This is a genomic window from Pirellulales bacterium, from assembly GCA_036499395.1.
Classification (GTDB): domain Bacteria; phylum Planctomycetota; class Planctomycetia; order Pirellulales; family JACPPG01; genus JACPPG01.
In genome coordinates this window covers 84432-111098 of the sequence record DASYDW010000121.1, presented here as the reverse complement: position 1 = coordinate 111098, position 26667 = coordinate 84432, and the positions used below count along the sequence as shown (strand labels likewise).

18 protein-coding genes are annotated in these 26667 nt (G+C 61.1%); 12 read left to right on the top strand and 6 right to left on the bottom strand.

Going from position 1 to position 26667, the window contains the following annotated elements; translation table 11 throughout:
* Window positions 1–108: 108 nt before the first annotated feature.
* The gene (locus VGN12_22500; protein ID HEY4312236.1) at window positions 109–492 is read left to right on the top strand and encodes a BlaI/MecI/CopY family transcriptional regulator; all 384 of its coding nucleotides are present in this window, start codon (window positions 109–111) and stop codon (window positions 490–492) included.
* A gap of 6 nt (window positions 493–498) precedes the next feature.
* Window positions 499–3642: a M56 family metallopeptidase gene (locus VGN12_22495; protein ID HEY4312235.1), complete on the top strand. Its 3144-nt coding sequence runs from the start codon at window positions 499–501 to the stop codon at window positions 3640–3642.
* A 174-nt stretch (window positions 3643–3816) separates the two neighbouring features.
* Here the strand turns inward: VGN12_22495 and VGN12_22490 are convergent, their stop codons facing one another.
* The gene (locus VGN12_22490) at window positions 3817–5292 is read right to left on the bottom strand and encodes a hypothetical protein (GenBank protein HEY4312234.1); all 1476 of its coding nucleotides are present in this window, start codon (window positions 5290–5292) and stop codon (window positions 3817–3819) included.
* 517 nt (window positions 5293–5809) lie between these two features.
* Window positions 5810–6823, bottom strand: a complete 1014-nt coding sequence (locus tag VGN12_22485; GenBank protein ID HEY4312233.1) for a HEAT repeat domain-containing protein — start codon at window positions 6821–6823, stop codon at window positions 5810–5812.
* A gap of 173 nt (window positions 6824–6996) precedes the next feature.
* Here VGN12_22485 and VGN12_22480 point away from each other — a divergent pair, with 173 nt between their 5' ends.
* Window positions 6997–7773, top strand: coding sequence for a lipoate--protein ligase family protein (locus VGN12_22480; GenBank protein HEY4312232.1), 777 nt, complete (start codon window positions 6997–6999; stop codon window positions 7771–7773).
* Between the two features lie 16 nt (window positions 7774–7789).
* On the opposite strand, the gene rph is transcribed toward VGN12_22480, so the two are convergent.
* Window positions 7790–8527 carry a ribonuclease PH gene (gene rph, locus VGN12_22475; GenBank protein ID HEY4312231.1) on the bottom strand — a complete coding sequence of 246 codons (738 nt, stop codon included), beginning with the start codon at window positions 8525–8527 and terminating at the stop codon, window positions 7790–7792.
* Between the two features lie 53 nt (window positions 8528–8580).
* Entirely contained in the window at window positions 8581–9960 is a 1380-nt protein-coding gene (locus VGN12_22470) for a DUF3386 family protein (GenBank protein HEY4312230.1), read from the bottom strand.
* A 207-nt stretch (window positions 9961–10167) separates the two neighbouring features.
* Here VGN12_22470 and VGN12_22465 point away from each other — a divergent pair, with 207 nt between their 5' ends.
* Entirely contained in the window at window positions 10168–10509 is a 342-nt protein-coding gene (locus VGN12_22465; GenBank protein HEY4312229.1) for a DUF962 domain-containing protein, read from the top strand.
* A 17-nt stretch (window positions 10510–10526) separates the two neighbouring features.
* On the opposite strand, the gene VGN12_22460 is transcribed toward VGN12_22465, so the two are convergent.
* Entirely contained in the window at window positions 10527–10868 is a 342-nt protein-coding gene (locus VGN12_22460) for a hypothetical protein (protein HEY4312228.1), read from the bottom strand.
* Between the two features lie 281 nt (window positions 10869–11149).
* On the opposite strand from VGN12_22460, the gene VGN12_22455 reads away from it, so the two are divergent.
* Window positions 11150–13027, top strand: coding sequence for a hypothetical protein (locus VGN12_22455; GenBank protein ID HEY4312227.1), 1878 nt, complete (start codon window positions 11150–11152; stop codon window positions 13025–13027).
* Between the two features lie 9 nt (window positions 13028–13036).
* Here VGN12_22455 and VGN12_22450 read toward each other — a convergent pair whose 3' ends face one another.
* Window positions 13037–14041, bottom strand: coding sequence for a hypothetical protein (locus tag VGN12_22450; GenBank protein HEY4312226.1), 1005 nt, complete (start codon window positions 14039–14041; stop codon window positions 13037–13039).
* A gap of 409 nt (window positions 14042–14450) precedes the next feature.
* Here VGN12_22450 and VGN12_22445 point away from each other — a divergent pair, with 409 nt between their 5' ends.
* From VGN12_22445 to VGN12_22415, 7 genes are all read left to right on the top strand, one after another.
* On the top strand, window positions 14451–17597 hold the full coding sequence (locus VGN12_22445) for a DUF1553 domain-containing protein (protein ID HEY4312225.1): 3147 nt from the start codon (window positions 14451–14453) through the stop codon (window positions 17595–17597).
* 3 nt (window positions 17598–17600) lie between these two features.
* Window positions 17601–19070, top strand: coding sequence for a DUF1501 domain-containing protein (locus VGN12_22440; GenBank protein HEY4312224.1), 1470 nt, complete (start codon window positions 17601–17603; stop codon window positions 19068–19070).
* A gap of 45 nt (window positions 19071–19115) precedes the next feature.
* Complete coding sequence (locus tag VGN12_22435; protein HEY4312223.1) at window positions 19116–20390, top strand: acetylxylan esterase; 1275 nt, start codon at window positions 19116–19118, stop codon at window positions 20388–20390.
* A 157-nt stretch (window positions 20391–20547) separates the two neighbouring features.
* On the top strand, window positions 20548–22395 hold the full coding sequence (locus VGN12_22430) for a carboxypeptidase regulatory-like domain-containing protein (protein HEY4312222.1): 1848 nt from the start codon (window positions 20548–20550) through the stop codon (window positions 22393–22395).
* Between the two features lie 105 nt (window positions 22396–22500).
* A complete protein-coding gene (locus VGN12_22425) occupies window positions 22501–24330 on the top strand; it encodes a carboxypeptidase-like regulatory domain-containing protein (GenBank protein HEY4312221.1) in 1830 nt (609 codons plus the stop codon).
* Window positions 24331–24521: 191 nt separating this feature from the next.
* The gene (locus VGN12_22420; GenBank protein ID HEY4312220.1) at window positions 24522–25760 is read left to right on the top strand and encodes a PQQ-binding-like beta-propeller repeat protein; all 1239 of its coding nucleotides are present in this window, start codon (window positions 24522–24524) and stop codon (window positions 25758–25760) included.
* Window positions 25761–25843: 83 nt separating this feature from the next.
* Window positions 25844–26656 (top strand): hypothetical protein, encoded by an 813-nt coding sequence (locus VGN12_22415; GenBank protein HEY4312219.1) that lies wholly within the window; start codon window positions 25844–25846, stop codon window positions 26654–26656.
* The last annotated feature ends 11 nt before the right edge of the window (window positions 26657–26667 follow it).

Below are 26667 nucleotides of genomic sequence, written 5' to 3'. Positions count from 1 at the left end.
TAGGGCCCCCTACGACGAATGTCATTCGAAAAAGTTGTTGACGTTACTATGGATTTAGTAGATACTACGCGCATAGTACCGAATGCTCTCTTGCCGGAAATAGAATTCATGCCTTATACGCCCCCTTCGGAAGTCGAGTTGCAAGTGTTGAGCGTGTTGTGGGAGCGCGGTACGGCGTCGGTGCATGACGTGCGTGCGGCGATGCCCGACCGCAAGGATCGGGCCTACACCACGGTGCTGACCGTAATGCAGAACCTGGAGAAGAAGGGGTTAGTGACGCACACGCAGCAGGGGCAGGCGAATATCTATCGTGCGGCGGTGAAGCGGCAGCAGGTCTTGCGCCCGCTAATGAAAGGGATGCTGGCCAACGTCTTTGGCGGCAGTCCGGCCCAGGTGCTGCAGTGCCTGTTGGACAGTACGCGCGTCGATGCGGACGAGCTGGAGGAGATTCGCCGCGTACTGGCCGATGCGACGAAGAAAAAAGAGGGGTGACGAACGATGATTGCCTGGCCCGAGTCGATCGCATGGCTCGTCGACGTATTGTCCGGCCCGACGTGGCGGCATTTGCTGCTGGCGCTTGCGCACAGCGTTTGGCAAGGAGCGCTCGCGGCGGTGCTACTACGAATGGTGCTTGGCGTTCTGCCGGGGTGCCGGGCCAACGTGCGTTATGTCGCGGCGCTGGTTGCGCTGTGCAGTGTCGTTATTGCGTGTCTGCTGACCTGGTCAGTATTGGATCTGCCACAAAAGCAAACAGTCGTCACGTCTGTGGTAACGCAGGATACGAAGGGGCCGCTGGGCGGTCAGGCCGAGGTTGCTGCGACCCGGCCTGGCGGCCCTGGCTCGGTTGATTCCGCGACAAAGGTTGCGGCGTCGGCCGCGAGTAGTGTTCCGCCGTCAGAAGCGGCTGATTTCTGGCGGCCTTGGTACGCTGTTGGCGCCATGGCGTGGCTGCTGGGCACTGGCGTGATGCTGCTGCGAACAGCATGGCTGGTGGCCGGAGCTAAGCGCTTGGCGCGTGGCGCTTTGCTGAATGATCCGCGTCTGAGCTTGCTGGTCGAGACATTGCGCATCCGGCTCGGCATTCGCCGTGCGGTGCGCTTGATTGATGCCGGAACGGTGGGGCCGGCGGTGCTGGGCATCCTACGGCCCGCCGTGCTTTTGCCGGCGGCGCTCGTTGCCGGCCTGCCCATCGATTCGCTCGCGGCGATCCTGGCGCATGAACTCGCGCATATTCGCCGGCACGATTACCTGGTGAATCTCGCGCAGTTGTTTGTCGAGTCGATCTTGTTTTTCAATCCGGCCGTGTGGTGGATCAGCCGGCAAGTTCGCCAAGAGCGCGAGGCCTGCTGCGATCAACTGGCCGTAAGCGTGACGGGCGGGACCGTGAATTACGCGCAAACGCTGGCCGCCTGGGGCGAACGATTTCACGTGGCACGAGCTGACCTCGCCACCGGCGCGGTCGCGTATGGCAACGGCGGATTGCTCGATCGCGTGAAGCGGCTGCTGCTGCCGGACTATCGACCGAAATTACGCGTCTCTTGGGTCGGGCTGCTCGGTAGCACATGCCTCAGCGCGTTGGTGGTTGCCGTTCTTTGGCGTGGCACGCAGGTGGGCGTAGCCATAGCGGCCGAGCTGCTTTCGCCGGCCGAACGACTGATCGTGCTCGACGAAGAACGCAATCGGCGGCGACCTGTCCTACCGGCGGAGTACCGTGACGGGATATTAGAGGGGACGATCAGGACTTCGGACGGCAAGCCACTACCGAAAGGTTTGCATGGTACCTCGCTGAGCCGGATCGAGCAGTCAACTTATCAGGGTACGGTGTTGCTCGCGACGCCGCAATTCTCGCAGAAGATTCGGCCGGGAACCGTGTTGCTCGCCGTGCATGCGCCCGACTACGCCCCAGCGCTTGTGGGGCCCTTCGAAGTGCGATCGGGCGAGACGTTGGGCGGAATCAACATTGTGCTTGAGCCAGGTTTTGCCGCGCGGTTCCAATTGATGAACGATGCGCGGGAAACGGTCACGGAAGCGTCGGCACATCTATATTTCAGCCAGATGCACGGTGGTCTGGACCTGCCGATAAAAGCCGACGCGACTGGAGTCGTTATGGTTGCACACGTCTCGGACAAACCGGTTGATGTGACGATCAAGGCGCGCGGCTATCAAACCTGGTCGACAAAAGACCTGGTACTGAAGCCCGACGCGGTCGTTCCTGTAGAACTGATAAGGGGAACGCCGACGACGGGAGTTGTCGAAACGGTGAGCGGTGAACCGATCGCGGGCGCCACGATTCGCTGTGCTTTGCAATACGGCCCTGGAAGCCGGGGGCAAAACAACGGCGATCGTGGTCCTGTGCTGGCCACGACCGACGATGCCGGACGATTCTCGCTCGACAGTTTGGACGATGTTGCGCAATACGCGCTGCTGGTCGACACACCGCACGATGGCCGGCGATTGTTCACGAAGATCTTTGCCGGAGATAAGCCGCTGCGGTTTACGATCGGTCCCGATTTCGCCGTGCGGGGGCGTGTCACGGGGGACCTGAGCAAACTCGCACGCGATAAGGAGACACCGTGCGTTGATTTCAATCAGCAGCCCAGCGTTCAGGTTTCTCCGGATTTCTCATACGGCCTGCTGTTCTCGGGCAAGGCGAACGTCGAAGTGGTCGACGGCGAAGGACGCTTCGAGATTACGAACCTGGTGCCAGGCAAAGTGGCCATCACCGCATCCCAGCACACGATCGAGCAAGAGGTAAACAACCCCCGAACAGACGTAGTGATTAATGTCGATGATCAGCCGCAGCCGGTACCGATCATGCGCCACGTGCAGCTACGCTTCGTTGGGCCGGATACAGGGTTGTTTCCCGTCGGGCAACTGCAAGTCATCATCGGTGATCGATCAAAAATCGGAGAAACGATCAATCGGCGAGTCGACATCGAGAACGGCATTGTTGACCTCGATGCTTACGCGGATGGTTACGTTTCGTACTCGGCGCGGAATATCGTCGGTTACTGGTTTGCCGATGGCATGGTCGATGTGACGCCGGGTGAAGGGACACTGGTGCATGACGTCGAGGTTGTGCCTGCCGGCGCCGTGAGCGGGCGTGTGCTGAACGCCGATGGTACGCCGGCGGTCAGCGACGTGCGCGTTGGGACGCATGTGAAATATCGTTTCTCGCCGCAGCGGTGGACATCGTTTGGGCTCGGCAATGAGACGGTCGGAACGGCCGGTGATTTCTTCGTCAGCCCGATCCCGCTCGGTGCGGAAAATGCGATCGTAATCGTGGCCTCGCGGGGCTGGGAGCACGCGGTGAGCATGCCGGTGCGCGTTGACGCGGAGCATGTTTCCCCCTCGGTCGAACTGCGATTCTTTCCCACGCAATCGGCGTTTGGCGAAGTCATGGGGGCGGACGGAAAGCCGCGCGCGAATGTGCCCTTGAGGCTGTCATTTCGCAATCCCGCAGGTGGTACCGATTACTTAATGACGTGGCTGTCTGGTGGACAAGGCCAGTTTAAGTTCGACGACCTTAGCACAGGTGTCGACGCCTATTGGGTGCGCATCGAGCGAGCGCAGGGCTTACCGCCGATTGAGGCGCGACTGAACGTCGGCGGCCCGGACGTGCGGCTGGTGCTGCCTGACTAAAGTCGTGTCCATCGCGGCTGCGATAGAATTTCAACAAGCCGGGGTCGCAGGCCCCGGCTACAGACGCGCGCAAAAAATTGGGGCCTGAGTGATTCGTAAATCGCTCAGGCCCCGTGTGTTGATACGTACGGTCTTGGCGTGATCTGTTGCTGACCTGTTTGGCCAGAAGCGATCTTACGTCGTGCGATCGTTGGCCGAGACTTCCTTGGTACGGGCCGTGCCGGTGTTGCCCGTGTTCGAGTTCGTCGTGGCCGGCTCCTTTTCGAAGGTTCGGCCCGGCTGATTGTTGAGATTCGGCGTCGACTCGGGCACGTTATCGTCTGGACCGATGGACGGGGCACGACGTGCGCCGTTGTTGCCCGATTCAGGAGCGGGAGCCGGAGCGGGCGTCGGCGTGGCATACGTCTTTGACGAACCCGGGTTCACGCCAGGGGCGGGAGCGGGAGCGTACGGCATCGACGGTACCGGGGCGACGATCGCGGCCGGAGCGCCGCCGCAGGTGTCACAGCCGGGGTTGCAGCACGGATCGACAACCGGCACCTTGCAGCACACCGTGCGCGGGACGCGATAGTTGTAGACGACGGGCGTGCGCGTTTCGACGCAGCGCGGCACGCGCACCGTTTGCTGTTCGCAGACCATGCGGCACACCTGCACCGGAATCTGATCCACGCGTTCTTCGCAAACCATACGGGTCGTTTGAACCGGAATCTTGCGAACGACGATCTCGGGCACCATCTTGCACGTCTGCACGGGCACCTGACGTTCGACGCGTTCGGTGACCTGGCGGCAGGTGGTGACGGGGACCTTGCGAACCTGTTCCTCGGCCACCATGCGGCAAACCTGGAACGGCACCTTTCGGACAACCTCCTCATTTACCACGCGGCAGACCTGGAACGGCACCTTGCGCACTTGTTGCTGCGGTACCATGCAGGTTTGCGGGATTTGCTGAGTGACGACATTAGGTTGCCAAACGCGATTCACGGTCACCGTGTCAGGCTGCTTTTGCGGTACCCACATCAAGCCCGGCTTCATATAGGTGGACGTGCCGGTGGCGGGATCCGGGACACAGGCGCCCGGGACCCAGTTCAAACGATTGACGACCCGGCCCGGCACCACGTTTTGTTGATCGATATAGGTTCCTTGATCGACGGTCACGGCGCGATAAGTGGTGACCGGCACCATCACGGTGTAGGCTTCGTCACGCTCCATCGTCTCGGTGATGGGACGCTGGACAATGTAACGCTCTTCGCGTTCGTGCATTTCGGTGACCGGACGCTGCACGACGAAGCGTTCTTCGCGCTCGCTGGTCTCGAATACGTCGCGCACGACGTTGTAGCTGGCGTCACGCATCGAAGTTTCCCATACCGGCTTCAGCACGGTATAGCTCTCTTCGCGCTCGCTGGTTTCGATCACGGGGCGCTGCACGTTGTAGCGGCGCTCGCGCATTTCGGTTTCCCAGACCGGGCGGTAGCTGGTGACTTGCCGCTCGTCGTAGACGGTGTCGTAGCCAACGCGGTAGGCGGTCACCTGCCGATCCTCGAACACCGTCTGGTATTCGAGCCGGTATGTCTGGCAGCATTGTGCCAAGGCATTGGGAGTCACCGCGCCACAGAGCGCGAGGCTGGCAAGGATCGTTTGCGCGACTTTCATGATCTGTCCCACACTGGCCTGAGTTTCATCACTCGTCGAAATGTACGTTGCGGGCAAGCGCGTGGCGCCGGTCCGGAGGCATCGCAGCAGCACGCGCCCTAAAAGGCCACGCACCGTGTCGCGAAAACACTACCTCACCAGAATGTGGCTGAATAATAGCGCGGCGGCAAATAGAAAAGTTTAACATCGCGAGCTTGACCGCATCGAAGTACACACGCGGCATCGAGTTAGGCACGAAAGAATTCGCTAAAGATTCACGGCGCGCGATGCCGACGCCGGCGGGCGTGTCGAGGCGGAATAATTTGCCTGATTTGCCTTTGCGGAAAAATCGTCAAAGTCGCGTGCTAGCGGACTTGTCGCCCGAATTGCGCGGAATACGCCGTTGCCAGATTGCGCCACAGCGTTTGGGGTTTTTAACCCAAGCATGCGGTCGCGAGACCACGCCGAGAAATCAATAGATCCGCAGATTGCACAGATTTCGCAGAGGGAAATGAGAAGAATCGACGATTGACGGCGACTACTTCGCCGCCGCGGGCTGGGGCGGTTCGTCGAAGCGGCGCAATGCCTCGGTCGCTCTCAGGCGGATGTCGGCCGGTTGCTGCTTGTCCGGCAATTGCTCGACGGCCTGGCGAAGCTTTGCGCGATCGGCTTCCGAGAGGACAGCGTTGAGCGCCAACGCGGCTTGCAATCCGTTCTCCACGATCAACGAGCGTTTGACTTCGCGCGACTCGCCTTCGGCTTCGAGCTTCAGCGAGCGTTGCTCGTCGGGATCGAGCATTTCGAGAATGACTTCTAAGCCGGCAACGTCGTGGCATCGGGCCAAGCCCGTGGCGGCGTTGTAGCGGACGTCGGGATAGACGTCGGACAACATTTGCCGCAGTTGCTCGCGCGACGCCTGGTCGCCGACCACGCCCAGGGCGAAAGCCGACACCGAGCGGATCTGCGCGTCTTGATCCGCGGCTGCCTTGCCGAGCACCTGGTCGATTTGTGCTTGATACGGTGTCTCGGCAACGGGCGAGTGCGATGCGAAAACGGCCAACCCCTCGAGCGCGGCGCGCCGCACGGCGATATCCTCGGACCGGGTCAGCGCGGCGGCTTCGAGCAACGGCGGCACGGCTTCGGGGACCGAGAATTCGCCCAGGGCGCGACACAAGTAGATGTCCAGCATCTCTTGCTCTTCGCCTTCGTTGGGGTCTTTCAGCTCTTCGGTCAGGAACTGGGCCAGATCGCGCGCCAGCGCCGGATCGCGTTTCAGGTCGGCGTTGCGCTGGTCGTTCAGCACGTCGGCCAGGCTGGCCGCGGCTTGCCAGCGCGCTTTGCTGTTCGAGCGCAGGGCTGCCACGTATTTCGACGGGTCCGAACCCATCTGTGCCAGCCAGTTGAACAACAGCCACACCAGGACGATGATGATGACAATCACGCCCGGCACGACGAACAATTGCAGAATGAATCGTGCGCTGGGGGGCTCGACCGGCGGGAGGCCGCGGTCCGGAGACGGAGAGGAATTCGAAGCGTTGACTGATTGTGCCATGCCGGTGGGCCGCGCGCGAAAGGCCAAAAGAACTGGCGACGCCGCGATTTCACGTCGGTTGCCCGACGAATCTGTACCGTGCGATGGCGTTCGCTTGATATTCAGAGTTTAGGAGGCGGACCGGTTCCGTCAAGCCGCGCGGCGGCCGCGGGCAACCAGCTCGGACGAAACGCATGTACTTACTTGATTTGACGTTATCGACAGCGGCAGCGAACTTGGCGCTCGACGAGGCGCTGGTCGAAGAGGCCGAAGAGACCGGCAGTTCCGCCGAGGTGCTGCGCCTGTGGGAACCGGAAAAACCGCTGGTCGTGCTGGGCCGATCCTCCCGGCCTGAGCTAGAGGTCGACCTGGACTGGTGTGCCGGGCAGGGGATTCCCGTATTGCGCCGCACCAGCGGTGGCGCGTCGATCGTCACGGGGCCGGGCTGCTTGATGTATTCGGTCGTGCTTTCGATCGAGCGGCGGCCGGAACTGAAGTCGATCGACCAGGCTCACTGTTTTGTACTGAAGCGGCTGATCGAGGCGCTATCAGGTATTGCGCCCGTCGCGGCGCGTTGCGGTACGAGCGATCTGGCGATTGATACGAGCGGAGCCTTTTCGAATGCGGCCGACGAGGAGACGCTGCGGGGCGCGGCGAAGAAGTTCTCCGGCAACAGCCTGCGCGCCAAGCGGCGGCATCTGCTGTACCACGGCACGCTGTTGTTCGATTTCGATCTGGAACTGGTCTCGCGGTGCCTCAAGCATCCGCCGCGCGAGCCAGGCTATCGCGCCGGTCGAACGCATGCTGAGTTCATCGCGAACCTGCCAGCCACGCGCGAACAATTGCGCGCGGCGCTCGTGAAGGAATGGCGCGCGACGGAAGTGCTTTCGGAATGGCCGCGGGAGCGCACCGAGGCGCTGGTCGGCGAAAAGTATGCGCGCGAGGGATGGAATCTGCGCGGGCAGAGCTAATCGCCGCGACAGAAGTTTATTTCGCCAGGGGCCATTGTTTGCCGAGCGCGGCGCGCTGCAGGCCGTGCAGTTCGGCGATGCCGGTGCGGGCGAGCTTGACGAGTGTGGCGAGATCTTTTTCGCTGAACGTGGCTTCTTCACCCGTTCCTTGTAGCTCGACGAAGCGACCGCCGCCGGTCATCACGACGTTCATATCCACCTCGGCGTCTACGTCTTCGACATAGTCGAGGTCCAATAGGGCTCGCCCCTCGAACAGGCCGACGCTGACTGCCGCCACGCTATCGGTGAGCACGGGTCGGGCTGGATCGAGCTTATCGCGCACCGTGTGCAGCGCGTCGACCAGGGCAATGAAGGCGCCGGTGATCGAAGCGGTGCGCGTGCCGCCGTCGGCCTCGAGCACATCACAATCGACCGTGACCGAGCGCTCGCCGAGCGCTCCTAGGTCAACGATGGCACGCAGGCTCCGACCGATCAGTCGCTGGATTTCGCTGGTACGACCGTCGAGCTTGCCATCGCGATCGCGTCGTTTGCGCGGACTGGTGCTGCCGGGCAGCATGTTGTATTCGGCCGTGACCCAGCCGCGCCCCTGACCTTTCATCCATGGCGGAACGCTTTCGTCGATGCTGGCCGTACACAGGACGGTGGTTTTGCCGGCCTGGTAGAGCACACTGCCCGGAGCGGCATGCGTGTAGCGACGTTTAATCTTGGGGGGGCGGATTTCGTTCGGACGGCGACCGTCATGGCGTGCGGACATAGGCGAGTGAATCTTCGATGCGGATGAAATGGGATGGGAACACGAATAAGGTGTCAGGAATCTTTTTTTGGTGGCAGCAACTTATGCGCGGATAACGAAAACGTGCGTACGGTCAGGCCGTGGGACGTGGCCGTCGTGACCGCGTGGCTTTGCGGTAAGTCGAACTCACCGACGCGGCGCCAACGGTCTTGCACGCTTTCCGTGCGGTCGAGGTGGCCATCTTTAGCGTCCCAGTATTGCACGGTATAGCTGCGCGGCAAAAAGTGATCGTCGGCGGTGCGCTCGTTATCGAGCACCGTGATCGTCATATCCTGTTCGCCGAAGTGACGATTGACGACCATGATTTGCCGGTCGCGTACACGATAGCTCGAAGCGAACTGTCCGCCGTCGAATTCCAGCAACCGGCCGAGCGGATGATCGACATTCTCATCGGCAAAGCGAAGCACCGGACGGCTGGCGTCAGGCGAGGCTTCGCTGGCCACTCGATGCCTGATGATCGATTCCAATTGCTCGCGCACCCAAGCGGCGGTGGGCTCGTCGGCCGCCTCGATCGTGACGCTGCCGTCTGCCGTGACCGTGACATCGCCGGCGACGGGCCGGCCATCAATATTGCCGTCAACGGTGGCGGTAAAGCCGGGGAAATCCTTCCATTGGGCCCGCGCCGCAACGGCCTCTTCGAACAGCTTGACCGCTTCGGGGTCGGCATCGGTGCGCGATAAGGGCCATGCGAAGGTGAGGGTCGCGAATTCACGCACCTCATCGTACTGTTTTCCATTGTGGTCGCCGGGGATCTTGTCGACGTGTTGCGTGTACACCGAATAGACGCCTGGCGCGGGGGGCTTGAAGGCGACATGCCCTTGGTCGTCAGTCGTCAGCTCGTCGCCGACTAGATTGACGTCGATCGTGTTAACGGTGACGCGCGGTTGCGGCTTGCCGTCATGCAGCACGGTCAGCAGCACTTGGTCGCCGTCGAAGTGCGGCACGAATTCGAAACGCGATTGCCCTTGCATCGTAATGTGGTTCAATTCGTCGGGCTTGCCCGAGACTGCCTTGGGATAATGACGGAGCAAGAACGGTGTCTGCTGCGGGCGTGCTAGAACGCCGTAGTTCAATAGGCCAAAAACTTCGACGCTGCCCGATAGGGGCAGGTGGGCTCGCAGTCGATCGGTTGCTTTGGAAACGGCGAGTTCCTGCGGATCGCCGGTCGCGCTTTGCAGCCAGAGCTTTGTACTGGCGACTTTATCAATATAGCGCGGGTCGCCGGCGTCCGCTTTTTCGCTGAAATATACTTCGGCCGCGCGCCCGGCTTCGGCGGCCGGCAAGATGCGGACGAACAGGAAATGGGCCTGTGCGACCGTGGCCGTCAGATTCAGTGCCGCAAGAACGAGCAAGATCGATCGTGCAATGTGCGGTGACGTTATATGGCGTTTCATTGGCATGTTCCAGATTCTGCCCCAGAGGTCGAAAGCGGGGTCCATTGTACGCCAAACGAGCAGGCTTGCTTGCCGGCTTCCGAGCGGCCTGCGCTTGGCGAAGGATTTGCCCGAAGCAAAGCGCCAGGCCACAATATCTTGAAGAGTCCTGCGTCTCTAACGCACGGCTCAGTCGTTGGGTTCGTTTACCCCGTGCCGGAGGGTGCCATGTCGCCGAAGAAGATCGAATCGTTCGAGGAGTTCTGGCCCTTCTATGTGCGCGAGCACAGCTTGCCGAGCACGCGGATCATGCACTTTGTGGGCACGACGGCCAGCTTTCTGGTGATCGGCGCGGCCGTGGCCCTGCAAATGTGGTGGCTGCTGTTGGCTGCGCCGGTGGCCGGTTACGGCATGGCGTGGATCAGCCATTTCGGCATCGAGAAGAACAAACCGGCTTCGTTCAAGTATCCGCTCTGGTCATTTCTCGCGGATATGAAGCTGTGGGCTTTGATGCTCACAGGGCGTACGGGGGCCGAGGTGCAGCGCATCCTGGGCGCGCCGGCAAAATAGAAGTGCGACGTTCGATTTTAGTTTTCCATTTTCAACGTAATGCCTTCTTGCGCGGCCAGCATGATCAGGCTACGTTGAAAGTAGACGAACGGGATATGGTTGCTGCGTTGCCGCGACCAGTCGAAGCAGATATTCACCAGGTCGAGCGGCAGTTTTCCTTTGTCGACCAGATGCACCACGTGGTCGACGAATCTGAATTCCAGGGGACGCCGGCATTTTAGCCCCTTCTGCAACTGTTCCTTCAACGTGACCTGCACGTAGGGGCCGGTCGGGTTGACCTGCATGCTCTGCGGCCGGGCAACGTGAACCGATAAGGCGACGAGCAACACGCAAAACGCGCGCAACAGAACCTTCGCCATGATGGCTCTCCCGAAGGGGCGATGAAGGGGATTACAGGTAGATAGGCGGCGTGACTTGTACCTGCCAGCGTGCGTTTCCGGCAAGGCCGGTAGGGGCCGAAACGGCGCGCGTGTGAGGCCCGCCGGATACGCTTTTCGTGGTGCCCCCGATTTGCCCAATTTCCCGCGTAAAGTCGTCCGTGGCCAAGCTTCGGGCTTTGAACGAAACTCCCCCGCGACATAACATACACTTGTGAAGGCCGTTTGACCGACCTTGGCCGGCAAGCACTGCCAGCAAGCCAGTGTCAGTTTTGCGTATTCAAGCCCGCCGCTTTCCCTCCTTCCGCAAGACGATGCCCATGTCGCTGGCCAGTCGCTGGAACCTTGTCTGCTTTCTCATTTCGCTACTGGGCGCTTGCTTGGCGCTGCCGGTCGGAGCGTTGGCCGACGAGACGAGCACGACCGACGTTGGCATAACCAGCGCGGTGGCAAAAAGCGTGGCCGAGTTGAATTCGGATCATTTCGACGTACGTCGGCACGGCGCGGAAGCTTTGCAGGCGCTCGCGCAACAACCGGCCGCGCAACCGGCACTGGCGATCGAGTTGGAACGATTGCTGCTGGCTCCTGACACGCCCTATGAGGTACGTGCGCTGTGCGAGCCGATCTTGTCGCGGTTGCCGCCACCTGCCGAAGAAAACAGCCCACCGATCGCGGTTGAAGAGGTCGATCGCCTGATGCAGGACGTCGACGCCGCCTCGTATGGGCAACGGATGGGTGCGGCGCTGCGGCTGCAGTGGATTGCCAAACGCAATCCGCAATGGGCCGCGACGGTTGCAGAAAAGCTCAAGCAGCGATTGCAAGATCCGCAGCTCACCTCGGATACGCGGCGCCGGCTGGCGGATGTGCGCGAGGCGGCCTGGGTGCGTTGGCTGGCGAGTGATCCCGCCAATTGGGCCGCGCCGACGGCCACCGAGAAGCAGGTCGACCTCTGGTTGCAAACATTGACATCGACCACGGCTTCGGCCGTCGAGCAAGAATCGGCCGACCGCGAGTTGACGGACCTGGTGGTGTACGAAGCGTGGGCGCCGAAGCTGCGCGAGGCGGTGGAGAAACTGCTTCAGTCGCCTGACCTGTCGAGTGAGGCTATCGAGCGATTGACGCGACTGTCGGACCTGAGCCGGCCGGCGATGGTGGCAGAAATCTGGCAAGAACGCACCAACAACACACTGCAATACCTGTTGGTCGACGTGCCGCAGTATCCTGAGCTAGCGTTGCGGGCTACGCATTTCAGCCGCATCGACGATACGACGGCGCATTGCGTCAGCGGAAATTCTCTGGCCCCCGGCGATTATCCGGTGGGAGTGGCAATCCCCATCACGCATCCCGAGGCCGACTACAGCGAAGTGCGGATGTTCCAGCTCAGGAATTTGCCGAATGCTCGGCGGCGGTTGCTGTATGACCTCGTGCAATTGAAGCTCAGCCAGGAGCAGCGGCTGCACGAGTTGAGCGAGCGGACCACGGCCTGGATGACCGCCCAGAAGCGCTGCCTCAGCGAGCGCGAGATCGCGCTGTTGCGGCATCTCGACGGTCCGATCGTATCGCGGTTTGCCGGGCCGTATCTGCTGTCGATCGACGATCGGCCGAAGACCGAGGCCGAAGTCGCACAGTTTGCCGGTAGTGCCAGCCGACATACGCTGTTGTGCGCGGTCCTGGTTGAGATCGGCACGCACGAGGTTTTGCCGAGTCTGGTCGAGGCGGCGCGGCGTGACCGATTGCCCGTGCCCACCGAAGATCCTATGCCGCGAAACGGTCCCCTCGACGACAATCGTCGCGACGTACCACCTGGGTTGCGCTATCACTTCGGCTGGTTGGCCGCCTTCGCCATCGCCGAGCGCGATCCTTGGCCAGGGCTGGATGAATGGCTGGCGGGCATTCTTGATGTCTCGCAGCCGATCAGTAAGCTGCCCGATCCTCCGCCCGAGGTTGGCGCCACCGCGGCCGCGATGTTGCTGACGCGAAACGGTGAGAACATGGCTGACTTTGGAATCGCCGAAGTCGCGGATCAGGACTTGCGCGGGTGGGGCATTCCGGCCAGCCGCTTCACTACGCCAGCCGCGCGGCAACAGGTCCGCGAATGGTGGCAGAAGCGCCAAACGCAACCGAAGGCGCCCGACGCTTAAGCCGATCTTCTACGGCTGCTTCGCGCTGGTTGCCGTGCGAAGCGTCTGTGACAGCGGGCCGGCGATGGTTGTTAATGCCGCGATACCGCCGTTAGCTTCGGTGAGCTCGAGTTTCAATTGGTCGCCGCTGGCGATCGGCAGCAGTTTCTTCGCATGCTCGTCAAACTCGGGAACGGCTTCCCGTACCTGCGGCAACTGGCCCACGGTCTGGAAGAGTTTTTCGATCTCGCTCGCGAGTGCCGTTGCCGCTTCGGCGTCGGTCGATTGAATGATGATGCGGATTGCGACTTCTTCCGGCGGCAGGTCGATGGTGGTCGCGACCCAGGTGACTCCTTGGGTGAATGTTTTGGTCGGGCCGCCCCCGATGGATTGCGGTAGTTTTGGAACGAGCGTTTCGGCCAGCTTGCGCAACTCGGCCGAAGGGACAAACGCAAGTTGCACCGCGCCGGGACCCACGGCTGCAAACGCCGCGGCGATCTCGGGACGATCAACGGGCGGGGCCTTTTTCAGGCGTTCGATCGTTTCCGGGCTGCCCGTGATCAGCACGTCGCCGACGGTTTCGGTTTGCAACGTACGGCCGAAGTCTTTTTCCAAGTCGCGCCTGACTTCTGAGGAGATGGCCGCCGCGGGCGTATGTCCTTTCAGCGGCAGAGCGAGAAAGAAGGGGAGCCGCCCAAAGTCCAGCAGGCTGCTGAAGATATAGACGTCGACGGTCGCATCGTCCGGAAGCGCCTGCGTCAGCAACTTGATCGGCGCCACGTCGGCTTGCATGTGATCGCGCGACGCGTCGGGGAGTTCGAACAACTCGGCCGCCCAGTCAACGGTTTCCATCGCGTCAAAGGCCCGCAGGTCGATATGCCCGACGACCAGCGTTTGCCGATCCACAAGCGGTGCGATGAGCTCGGCCGAGGCTTCTCCGGCCGTGGCGCGATTTGCGCCCGCGAAGAAACTGCCAGTGGAAGTCAGGAGAATTGCGACCGCTAACATGGCGGAAGAGTTAAGGCGAGAGCGCATCGACAAACTCCGAAATTGGGACGACCAGCGCCGCGAGGACACCGTACATTCTAGTAGTCGCACAACGACCGCCAGCACGGCTTTCAGCGGTCCGCTTCGAGCAATACAGACAGCCGACGGCAAATCTCGCATTTTGCGAGCTCGCGCGCCGCTGTCCGACGCTGCGGCGGCTGGTTACGATTCTAATTGGTCTTGATAGACATTCTTACCAGTGCAGCGGCGGCAAAGTTTCAACCTGTTTCGTCCAGGGCATTGAATCGTGCGAGCCGAACTCACTCAGAACACCTTTGTCGTGCGACTGCTCACAGGGCAGGAGTCAGCTCGTGCGGTAGGTCGGCTTGGCCTGCTTGTGTGGCTAGCTGCAGTCGCATTGCCTAGCTCGCCTACGAGTTGCGCACGGGCCGGGGATGTGCCGCGCAAAGTCTCGGCCGGGGACGTCGAATTCAATCGTGACGTCCGCCCTATGCTGGCCGCTGCCTGCTGGCGCTGTCATGGACCTGACAGTGCCCAGCGCAAGGCAGACCTGCGGCTGGATCGCGAAGATGGTGCGAAAGGAGATCGCGGACAGAAGTCGGCGATTGTGCCCGGCGACGCCGCGGCCAGTGAAGTCATGCGGCGCGTCACCGCGGCCGATTCCGATCAGCGCATGCCTCCGCCGAACGCCGGCGAAGCTTTGACGGCTCAACAAGTCGAGACTCTTCGCCGCTGGATCGACGGCGGTGCGCAATGGCAGCCGCATTGGTCGTTTCTGGCGCCCGTGCGTCCGCCGATTCCGGCGGTGAAGAATGCGGCGTGGCCAAGGAATGAGATCGATGCGTTTGTGCTCGCGCATCTCGAAAGTGCGCAGCTTTCGCCAGCGACTGAAGCGGACAAGATCACGCTGCTGCGACGTGTGACGCTTGACCTGACTGGTTTGCCGCCGACGCCGGCCGAAGTCGACGCGTTTTTGGCAGATGAGTCGCCGACAGCTTACGAAACGGTCGTCGATCGATTGCTGAACTCGCCCCGCTATGGCGAGCGGATGGCGGCGCCGTGGCTGGACGCCGCGCGCTTTGCCGACACTAACGGCTATCAGACGGACGGCGAACGGACAATGTGGCGGTGGCGCGACTGGCTGATCGGAGCGCTGAACCGCAACATACCGTTCGATCAATTCACGATCGAGCAATTGGCCGGCGACTTGCTGCCGAATCCGACGCTCGAGCAGCGGATTGCCACCGGGTTCAATCGTAATCATCGCGGCAACGGCGAAGGGGGAATCATCGCCGAGGAATATGCCGTCGAATATGCCGTCGATCGGGTTGAAACCACGGGCACCGTCTGGCTGGGACTTACCATCGGATGTGCTCGCTGCCACGATCATAAATACGATCCGGTGACGCAACGCGAGTTCTATCAACTGTTCGCGCTTTTTAATCAGGTTCCCGAGCGTGGTCGCGCGGTGAAGGTGGGTAACTCGCCGCCGTTCTTAAAGACGCCAACCGTCGAACAGCAGGAACGACTCACGACACTTGAAGGGGAACTAACGGCTGCCACGCAACGCGTCGAGAACCTGCGGCCGCAGTTGGTTGCCGCGCTCGAGGCTTGGGAATCCTCGCAACCGGTTCTGGGCGAGAGCGACTGGTCGGTGACTGATGATCTAACGGTGCATTTGACGTGCGAGCCCAATAACGTTGGTACGGCTGTAGCGCAGAGCTCGGCCGAGAGTGGTGACGCGGTGAAGCCTGCGGTAAAAACCGATCAGCAGTACCTGCTGCGGAGCATTGATGGCGACCTGACGTTTCGCGCCGGCGCCATTGGGTCGGCCGTGGCGCTATCAGGTCACAATTACATCGATGCCGGCAATGTGGTCGACTTCGGCTATCTGGACAAATTTACGATTGCCTGCTGGGTCTATCGTGACGGTGCGTCGGACGGTGTGATTTGGTCGCGAATCAAGGACGAACCGGATGGCGCGGGGTACAACCTGCAGCTTGTCGAGGGACGCGTGCAGTTGAATCTCGTGCAGCGCTGGCTGGACGACTCGCTGCGCGTGGAAACGACGGCAACGCTTGCGCCGGATCGTTGGACGCACGTTGCGGTTACTTACGACGCCACGCGACTGGCGTCGGGCGTAAAGATCTACATCGATGGCGCGGTCCAAGAGCTGCGGACGATTACCGACTTGCTCTATCAAACGTTTGGTTCGAAAGAGCCATTTCGCCTGGGCGGAGGTGGGCCTGCGGGCCGATTGCGGGGGGCAATCGACGACGTGCGCGTGTATCGCGCTTTGCTTCCGGCTGAGCAAATCGAACTGATCGCCACGCCGGACAGTCCGGCCAAAATTCTCGCCACGCCTGCAGACAAGCGCATAGCGCGGCAAGTTCGCAAACTGCAGGCCTACTATGTCGCGCAGCATGCCGCAGTGGGCCTGCGCGCAGCATTCGATCAACTATCTTCGCTGCGGCGCGAGCATGAAAAGTTCGTCGATAGCATTCCGACCACAATGGTCATGGAGGACGTACAGCCGCGGCGCGATACTTTCTTGCTACGGCGTGGGCGCTACGACCAGCCGGGCGAGAAGGTACTGCCGGGGATACCCGCATTCTTGCCAGCGGCGGCGGAGAGCAGAATCGAAAACCGTCTCGGCCTGGCCCGTTGGCTCGTCGATCCGGCGAATCCGCTTACGGCGCGGGTGACAGTCAATCATTATTGGCAATTGTTTTTCGGGACCGGCCTGGTGAGGAGCGTCGACGATTTTGGTGCGCAGGGAGAATTGCCTAGCCATCCAGAATTGCTCGACTGGCTGGCGACCGAATTTCTGCGCAACGGCTGGGACGTCAAACGTCTGCAGCGAACGATCGTCACCTCGGCGACGTATCGCCAATCGTCAAACGTGACTGCGGAGCAGATGCGGCGCGATCCGGAGAATCGACTGCTGGGGCGCGGCCCGCGGCAACGGTTGTCCGCCGAGGCGATTCGCGACGCGGCGCTAGCGGCCAGCGGGCTACTGGTTGAGCGCATCGGTGGACCGTCGGTCAAGCCATATCAGCCACCGCGTCTGTGGCTCGAACTGACAGGCAATGTCGAGTACGAGCAGGATCACGGCGCCGATTTGTATCGACGCAGCATTTATACGTTCGTCAAGCGGACGGTCGCACCGCCAACGATGGTTACGTTCGATTCCTCACCGCGAGAAGCGTGCGCGGTGCGCAACACGCGCACCAACACACCGCTGCAGGCGCTTGTGTTGATGAACGATGTGACGTTCGTCGAAGCGGCGCGGGTTTTGGCAGAGCGTGTCATTATCGAAGCGGCGCCAGAGCCCGGCGAGCGAATCACGCGCGCATTCCGACTGGTACTGGCTCGACCTCCAACCGCTGCCGAGCTGGAAACGCTGTTGCGAAATTGGAGTCGGCAGTTGGCGCACTTTCAGCAGCATCCGGACGAAGCCGAGGCGCTAGTGAAGACAGGAGAAGCTGCGCGAAAAACGTCCGACGAGACGACCGAGTTGGCCGCTTATACGGCCGTGGTAAGTTTGATTTTAAATCTCGACGAAGCAATCACGAAGGAGTGAGCAGTGGACCCGCTCGCTGCGCAACAACTGGCCCTGACGCGTCGCGGCTTCTTGGGCCGCGCCGGTGGCGGTTTGGGTTCAATCGCGCTGGCATGGCTGTTGAAGTCCGAGCGAGCGGCGGCCGAATCGAAGGCGCAGGCCGAAAATCGCGCGGGAGGGCTGCCGGGCTTGCCGCATTTTCCGCCGCGAGCCAAGCGCGTGATCTACTTGTTTCAGTCCGGCGCGCCGTCGCAAATGGACCTGTTCGATTACAAACCGGCGCTCGACGGTCTACGCGGCACCGAGCTGCCAGAATCGATTCGGCAAGGGCAGCGCCTGACTGGCATGACCAGCGGGCAACACAGCTTTCCCGTGGCCAGCAGCGCCTTCCGATTTGCGCAGCATGGGCAGAGCGGGGCGTTGGTGAGCGAGCTGATGCCGCACACGGCCCGAGTCGCGGACGAGCTGTGCTTTATCAAGTCGATGTACACCGAGGCGATCAATCACGATCCGGCGATCACGTTTTTCCAAACCGGCGCACAATTGGCCGGACGTCCCAGCATCGGTTCGTGGGTGGCTTATGGGTTGGGGAGCGAGAACCAGGATCTGCCCGCCTTCGTCGCGATGATCTCGCAGGGAAGCGGCAATCCGGCGGATCAACCGCTCTATGATCGTTTGTGGGGAAGCGGCTTTCTGCCAACCCGTTATCAAGGAGTGAAGTTTCGCTCGGGCGCGGATCCGGTGTTGTACCTGTCGAATCCGGCCGGACTCGACGCGCCGGCGCGGCGACGGTTCCTGGATGACCTGGCAACGCTGAATCGTTCGCGGCTAGCCGAGACGGGCGACCCTGAAATCAATACGCGCATCGCGCAGTACGAATTGGCGTTTCGCATGCAGTCGGCGGTGCCGGAGCTTACCGCGGCAGCCGACGAACCGCAGCATGTACTCGACATGTATGGCCCCGACGCGAAAACGCCCGGCACGTTCGCGGCGAATTGTCTGCTTGCGCGCCGGCTGGTCGAACGGGGTGTGCGCTTCGTGCAGCTTTTTCATCGTGGTTGGGATCAGCACACGAAGTTGCCGACGCAAATTGCGGGTCAATGCCGCGACACCGATCAGGCCTCAGCCGCGCTCGTCGCGGATCTGAAGCAGCGCGGTTTGCTCGACGATACGCTTGTCGTGTGGGGAGGCGAATTCGGCCGCACGGTTTATTGCCAGGGGACGTTGACGGCAAAAGACTACGGTCGTGACCATCATCCACGTTGCTTTACGATCTGGATGGCCGGAGGCGGCATTCGTCCAGGCATGACGCTGGGAGCGACCGACGACTATTGCTACAACATTACGCGTGACCCGGTACACGTTCATGATTTGCACGCCACGCTCTTACACTGCCTAGGTGTCGACCACACAAGGCTGACGTTTCAACTGCAAGGACGTGCGTTCCGATTGACCGACGTGCATGGCAGCGTTGTCAGGCAGATTCTTGCTTGAAAGCTTATTATTACTTAGCAGAAACCATCCGGACTCTATCAACGTATGCTCGCGATTCGCACCATTCTGTTTTTGTCGCTGATCATGACCATGTTGACTCCTGCAATCGTGCGCGCGGACTTTCCTGACGTGGATCAACTATCGGATCGTGCTGACTTACCTGATCCGTTGGTGATGCTTGATGGCACGCCCGTTCGTACCGCCGGAGAGTGGCGCGAGAAGCGGCGGCCTGAGTTGATCAAACTCTTCGAGTGGTACATGTACGGCGCCGCTCCCGCAGCGCCGAAGTTTACCGCCCACGTCGATAGCGAGCATGAAGTGCTGGGTGGCAAGGCACGCATGAAGCAGGTGACGATTACGTTCGGACCGGCTGGGCACGAAAGCGACGGGCAGATCCATCTGCTGCTGTTCGTGCCTGCCGTGCAAAAAAAGCCGGCGCCGGTGCTGTTGGGCTTGAACTTCCGCGGCAACCACATGGTGATCGCACATCCGGCAATTCGCTTGCCGACGTTGTGGATGCCGAACGGGCCGGGCATGGAGAATAATCGCGCCACCGAGGCGGGACGCGGGCTTGAAGCGCCGCACTGGGGGCTGGATCAGGCCATCGATCGCGGCTATGCCGTCGCGACGTTTTATCACGGCGATGTGAAGCTCGATAAACCGACCTGGGATGATGGTGTGCCGGCGCTGTATTTCCAGTCCGGGCAATCCGCTCCAGGCGATCATGAATGGGGAACGATCGCGGCCTGGGCCTGGGGACTGAGCCGCACGGTCGATTATCTGGTCTCGGATCCGGATATCGATGGCAAGCGAATCGCGGTGTTTGGTCACTCGCGCAACGGCAAGACGGCATTATTGGCTGGCGCGCTCGATGAGCGTTTTGCGCTCGTAATTCCTTCACAGGCAGGTTGCGGCGGCACCTCGCCCAGCCGGGGGACGGTCGGCGAGTCGGTCGAGCGGATCAACACCGCGTTTCCGCATTGGTTCAATGCCACGTTCAAAAAATTCAGCCGCGCGACGAGCAAGCTGCCGTTTGATCAGCATTGCTTGATTGCGTTGGTTGCGCCACGCCCGGTGTTGTTGACCAACGCCACGGGGGACCAGTGGGCGAATCCCAGCGGCCAGTTCGAGATGCTCAAAGCGGCCGAGCCGGTCTTCAAACTGTTGGGGGCCGAAGGGTGCGGCGCCGGGACGCTGCCTCCGGAGAATGAGCTAGTCAATACGCACCTGGGCTACTTCATTCGGCCTGGTAAGCACGACATGAGCCAGGTGGAATGGAAGCAGTGGCTCGACTTCGCGGATAAGCAGTTGCCGAAGTAAGGTTTGCGCTACGGTGAAATACCGTCGCGTAAAATGGCTGCATTATCATTGCGCCAGCACTTGGCGGAGAAGTTTTTGTAAGTGCGATGTTCGTTTGCGCCGTTTATAATCCGATCTTCGGTTTGTAAACATCGTTCACCGGCGCGAGGTGTTCACCGTGCGCAAGTTCGCTTTACTTATCGTTGCGACGCTTATCGGCCCACCTGTGGCAAATGGGCAGCCGACTCAGTCATTTCTGACATTGCGGCTAGACAATTTCGTAGGCCGGCTGGTTGACGTGCGCGGTGAGCCATTGCCTGGGGCGCGCGTTTCTCGGCTCGACGCGAAGCGCCACCCGCTCGCCGGTGCCGAGGCTGTCACGGCCGATGCCAAGGGGGACTTCAAGTTGCCGGCGGTTCCAGGGCCGCAATTCGACGCGCCCGGCTTGACGTCTCTGGCTGTAGTGACTGCCGAAGGGAACTATTACGAAATCAACGCCGAGGTAACTCCCGACTTTCTCGGGCCTCAGGATATTTATGTTCCCACGTTCAAGGATGCGAAGGTCAAGGGGCCGGCGGACGTTGGCGTGGGAGAGTTGGCCGGTCTAGTGGTCGACCAAGAAGGTAAGCCGCTCGAAGACGTCGAGGTACACGTTTCGGACTGGCAGCCGACTTATCGAAAAAAGACCAATAAAGATGGCATCTTTCGTATCCCGATGCTGGGACGTGGCGCCAAGGTCGAAGTGCGGTTCAAGAAGCCCGGCTATTCGGCGGAAACGTTCATTCATCAGCCGACCGGCGCATCGGGTTGGGTCGTAGCGCTCGGCAATGCGACTTGCATCACGGGCACAGTGCGCGATCCTGACGGCAAGCCGGCCGGGGGCGTATCGATCCGCGTCAATCAACGGCCGAAGATGGCCGACGGTGTGCTCATTGATGCGATCTGGACCGAAACCAAGTCGGACGACGATGGGAAATTCACGCTCTACTTGCAGCCGGACATCTATGAATTGCGCGTGAAGTCCGAAAACCAAGGCGTCCTAAGGCTCACATCGCAGGTGGTGAATCGGGGTACGAATGAACTCGATCTCGATCTCACGGCGGGAATCGCCTTTCGCGCCGTGGTCGTCGACGCCGCGTCAGGTGAGCCGGTCTCGGGAGTTCGGCTGAGCAACTGGCAGCAGAGGGATATCGAGGGGCGTTCCAACGACGATGGGCTGCTGATTATTCCGGCGATGCTGCCCGGTGAATTTCAATTCGAAGTCAGCGCTGCGAGTTATGGTCGGTGGTGGTGCGAGGAATGTATTAGCGATTGGAACCACCGCACGATCAATAACGAGCAACTGAAATGGCAACGCAATTTCGATCGCCTTGATTTTGATCTGCGCCCGGGCATGCCGACGGCGAAGATTTTCGTCGAGCGTGGCGTTCGCATTCGGGGGCGCGTCGTCGATCCGGACGGTAATCCGGTGGGCGAAGCGACGGTGGCACCGGCCCTGACGGGGACCGGCAACTCGCTGACGGGGGATACGCGATACAGCGTGCCGACGAAAATGGACGGGACGTTTGAGATGTTGCTGCCAGCCAGCAACGACGCCCAGTACAACCTGGTCGCGCACGATGGCAAGTACAACGAGTGGCGCAAATGGGCCAACGGCGTGTTACCACCGATTTCGACCGTGCCAGGTCAGGAGATCGACGACGTCGAGATCAAGTTGACGCGCGGCGCCACCGTGCGGGGGCAAGTGACGGACGCCGACGGCAAACCGGTTGCCTTCTGCGAAGTGCGGGCGACGCCTAAGGACGCCCGAGAGAACCGCTACTACGAGCCGTCGGTGAAAACAGGGGCGAACGGAAAATTCGAGATCATGTTTATCCGGCCGGGCGAGCAATTGATTCAGGTCGTGCAAATGGCGCCGCTTGGGAGGCAAAATGCCGGAAAGTTGACGAGTGCAGTGACGCTGGCATCCGGCGAAATTGTGAATGATTTCGAATTCGAAAGCGCGGGAGCACCTGCGCTGAAATGATTCGATCTTGCAGACGGTGAACATTTCGCAGGGCAAGCGAACGGAACCAAAAGGCGGCAGATGATGGTTATGTTGAGACGTGCGCGATGTTACGTTCTTGTGCTAATGCTTCTCTTCGTCTCGCACGGAACGGCGCTGCGCGCACAAGTTGCGAAACGAGCGCCACCGGACACGCTGGAATTCATTGAGGGGCAACTGGTCGATGTGCAGGGGCGCAAGCTCGAAAACGCCACGGTGACGGCAATCTATATGACGCGCGCCGACCTGGTGACGACGCCGCCGGTCGTGGCGGACGGGCTCGGGCAATTCCGCATCCATAAGCAGGCGTTGCCGTTTCCCATCGGTGGCATGGCACATTTGATGGTGGAAACTAAGGAAGGTCAGCACTTCGAAGCCAACGTGTTGATCAACCGTGGGCCGCTGGTGGTGCACTTCCCTACCCGTATCGGCGCGAAGATCTCGAAGGTGGATGACGTCGCCATCGGTGAATTGGCGGGGACCGTGATCGATCACGACGGAATGCCCCTGGAAGACGTCACGGTCAACGAGGGATACGCGCATACCGGTCACGAGACGATCACGGACTCGAGCGGCCAGTTTCGGTTGAAAGGATTCGAACGCGATAAGAAGGTCGAAGTCATCTTCAGCAAGCCGGGCTATTCACCCGAGACGTTCATGCAACAGCCGACGGGCGTTGCTGGCTGGGTCGTGGCGCTGGGGAAGCAAACCTATTTGGAAGGAAAAGTCTCGACACCGGACGATAAACCGGCAGTCGGCGCCCTGGTACGAGCGAACCAGGGACCGAAACTTGGTAAAGGTTTCCGACGCTCGGAACTGTGGACCGAGACGAAGACCGACGAACTGGGGCAATATCGTCTATACCTGCAGCCGGACGCGTACTCAGTCGACGTCGAGGCCGAAGGGGTCGGCGTGGCGCGCTTCGACAAAAAACCGGTCAGCTATGGCGAGGTGCAGAAACTGGATGTGGTGTTGAAGCCCGGCGTGCAATTCCGGATCAAATGCATCGATTCGATCACGGGCGATCCGGTGCCGAGCGTGCGGTTGCATCACTGGCAGAAGAAGAAACTGAACGCCGTTTCGGATGCCGCGGGCGAGGTCGTACTCAAGAACTTAATGCCCGGCCGATTCGAATTCGATGTCGATCCTAAAGGGTACACACGCTGGTGGTCCGATCGAGCCATGAGCGAGTGGAAGCGCAAATCGATTGACAAGCCGGCACTCGGCTGGCAGCGCAATTTCGATGATCTCGACTTCGATCTATCACCGGGAATGGCGCCGGTGACGATTGTCTTCGAGAAAGGGGTTCGCATCCGTGGTCGCGTCGTCGACCCGGACGGTAACCCAGTGGCTGGTGCTACGGCGGCTCCGGCGCTGACCGCTACCGGCAATTCGCTGACCGGCGATACGCGCTTTAGCGTTGTGACGAAGGAGGACGGCACCTTCGAAATGCTTTTGCCTGCCAGTAACGAGGCGAAATACAACCTCGTCGCTCATGATGGCAAGTATCAGCAGTGGCGCAACTGGGCCAACGGTGTGTTGCCTCCGATTGCGACTGTGCCGGGGCAAGAGATCAACGACGTCGAGATCAAGCTGACGCGTGGCGCCACGGTGCGCGGGCGAGTCGTGGATGCCAACGGAAAACCGGCGGTACGTTGTGAGGTGCGAGCACATGCCGCGGATCTGCAGGAGAGTCGATATTACGATCCGACCGTCAAGACGAACGAGGACGGAGTCTTCGAGTTGAAATTCGTCCGACCCGGCGAGCAATTGATCCAGTGTGAGCCGATGTACCTCGACGCACGCCAGGGCCCGCCCCAGGCAACTGTGGTGCTGAACCTGATCGAAGGGCAAGAAGTCAATGACGTGAAGTTGGTCACGGGCGCCGATCCGGCTCAGGTTCGGGCTGGCAATTGAACATCGGGCCAGTTCGAGCCATGCGGATGACACGTTCGTAATGTGAGCGGGCCGCCGACGGCTGTGGACGCACGCCCCCTGGCCGACGACATTCCGGGGCGCGAAGCTGGGTGACTTTGTGTACGATAAGGGGCGCGTCGCCCGCCACGGCTCTCTACGGTCCTACCTGTTCGCGAAGACGAGTGTCCTTGATGCGTGTGCTTCTCTTTTTGCTGGCGCTGTTGCCAATCACTGTCAGCTCGGCGGCTGAAAACTGGCCCGAGTTCCGCGGCCCGCACGGCGATGGAACATCGACGGCAACGGGGCTGAGTACCACGTGGAGCGAGTCCGAGCACGTGACGTGGAAGACGCCCATCCATGGGCGCGGCTGGTCTTCGCCGGTGATCTGGGACCGGCAGCTCTGGATGACCACGGCCACGCCTGACGGCAAGCAATTGTTCGCCGTGTGTGTCGATCGCGAGTCGGGCAAGATTACGCATGACATTCTGCTGTTCGAAATTGCCGAGCCGCAGTTCCGACACGCGTTCAATAGTTACGCCTCGCCGACTCCGGTTATCGAAGAAGGACGTGTGTACGTGCATTTCGGTTCGCCCGGCACGGCGTGCCTCGACACCGAGACGGGCAAAGTCCTGTGGGCACGGCAGGACTTGCCGTGCAATCATTTTCGCGGTGCCGGCTCTTCGCCGATTCTGTACGAGAATCTGCTGGTCGTCGCGTACGACGGGTTCGATTTGAACTACGTCGTGGCGTTTGACAAGCTCACCGGCAAAACCGTTTGGCAGCGCGATCGCAACATCGCCTACGAGAACGACGATGGCGACCAGCACAAAGCGTATTGCACGGCACGCGTCGTCGAAATCGACGGCAAGCCGCAATTGGTCTATCCCAGCGCCGGTGCGACGATCGCTTACGAGCCGCGCACCGGCGAGGAAATCTGGCGCGTAAACCATGGCGGCATGAACGCCGCTTCGCGGCCATTGTATGGCGACGGGCGTCTCTACTTGAACACGGCCGACGGCGGCTTCAAGTTGTTCGCTCTGCGCGCCGGCGGCAGCGGCGACATTACCGACACGCACGTCGAATGGAAGTGCAAGGAGGGAGCGCCCAGCCGGTCCTCGCAGTTGCTGATCGGCAATCGCATTTTCATGGTCCACGACCGCGGCGTGGCGACCTGCCTGGACACGAGCACGGGCAAGCCCCTGTGGCAGAAACGGCTGGGGGGCGACTTTTCGGCCTCGCCGCTGTATGCCGAGGGACACATTTACTACTGCACCCAAGATGGCCGCACGTTTGTCGTGGCGGCGTCCGACGACTTCACGCTGCTGGCGACCAACACGCTGGACGATGGGTTCATGGCGTCGCCGGCCGTTTACGACAAGGCGTTGTTTCTGCGCACGGAGGCAAATCTGTACCGGATCGAGGATAAGTAGTTTACGAATTTACGATCGTGGGGCAGCGATCCCACCGGCATCGGCGCGTCACCAGGCGGTCCGCGCACGTGCCAGGGAGTTTGATGATGACCGCCATAGTGCGCGCGCTGCAGGCGTGCGATTCGGAGTGTTTCGCCCCCGCGCCGGCTATCGATCTTGACGGTGTTCCGCGCAGACGGTTTTTGCTGACGGTGGCGTCGGCTGTGACGGCGCTCTGGCCGGCGCGTGTACGTGGACAGGACGGCACGTCAGCTCCGCCTGCTAAGCCGCGCAATCCGCGGGTGCTGTTCATCACCAGCCGCGACGTGCCGCAGTGCGAACAGGAACTGGCTCGGCTACGTGCTCCGGATGGCGACTTTGCCAAACTGCGATCCGTGGGCTGGAAAATCGGGCCTGGGCCGGAGAATCATTTGCAGATCGTCGAGCACGCCGCGATTCCGGAATTGATCGGGCAGTTGAACGTGCGCGAGTTTCCCACAGTGGCCTGCGTCGATCACGGCGAGATCGTGCGGTCCTTCCAATCGGGCTGCACGACGCCGCTAGACATGTGGACCTTCGGCTGGCTGGCCAAGGGGGTGGACGAGCGCCCCGCATCGAGCGTGCCTGAGGCGGTACGGGCCGAGACGACCGGGCATTTTCCCTTGCGCGGAAATCACTGGTCCGTCGATGGCGATTGGTCGCCTAGCCGGGAGCGCGTCGTTGGCCATCTGCGTGGCCCGGCGCATGCGCGGTATTTGCTGGCGTCGTGGGACGTCGAAAGCTGGGCGTACGAGGAACTGCGTTCGCTGCACGACCATCTGCACGAGACCTACGGCGGCGGCGTGTCGGCCAGCCGGTCGAAATCGTCGAGCAGTGCGAACCAGTTTAGCGCTGGCCGGAAGATCACGGGTCGCTAGAGGCGGCCAGA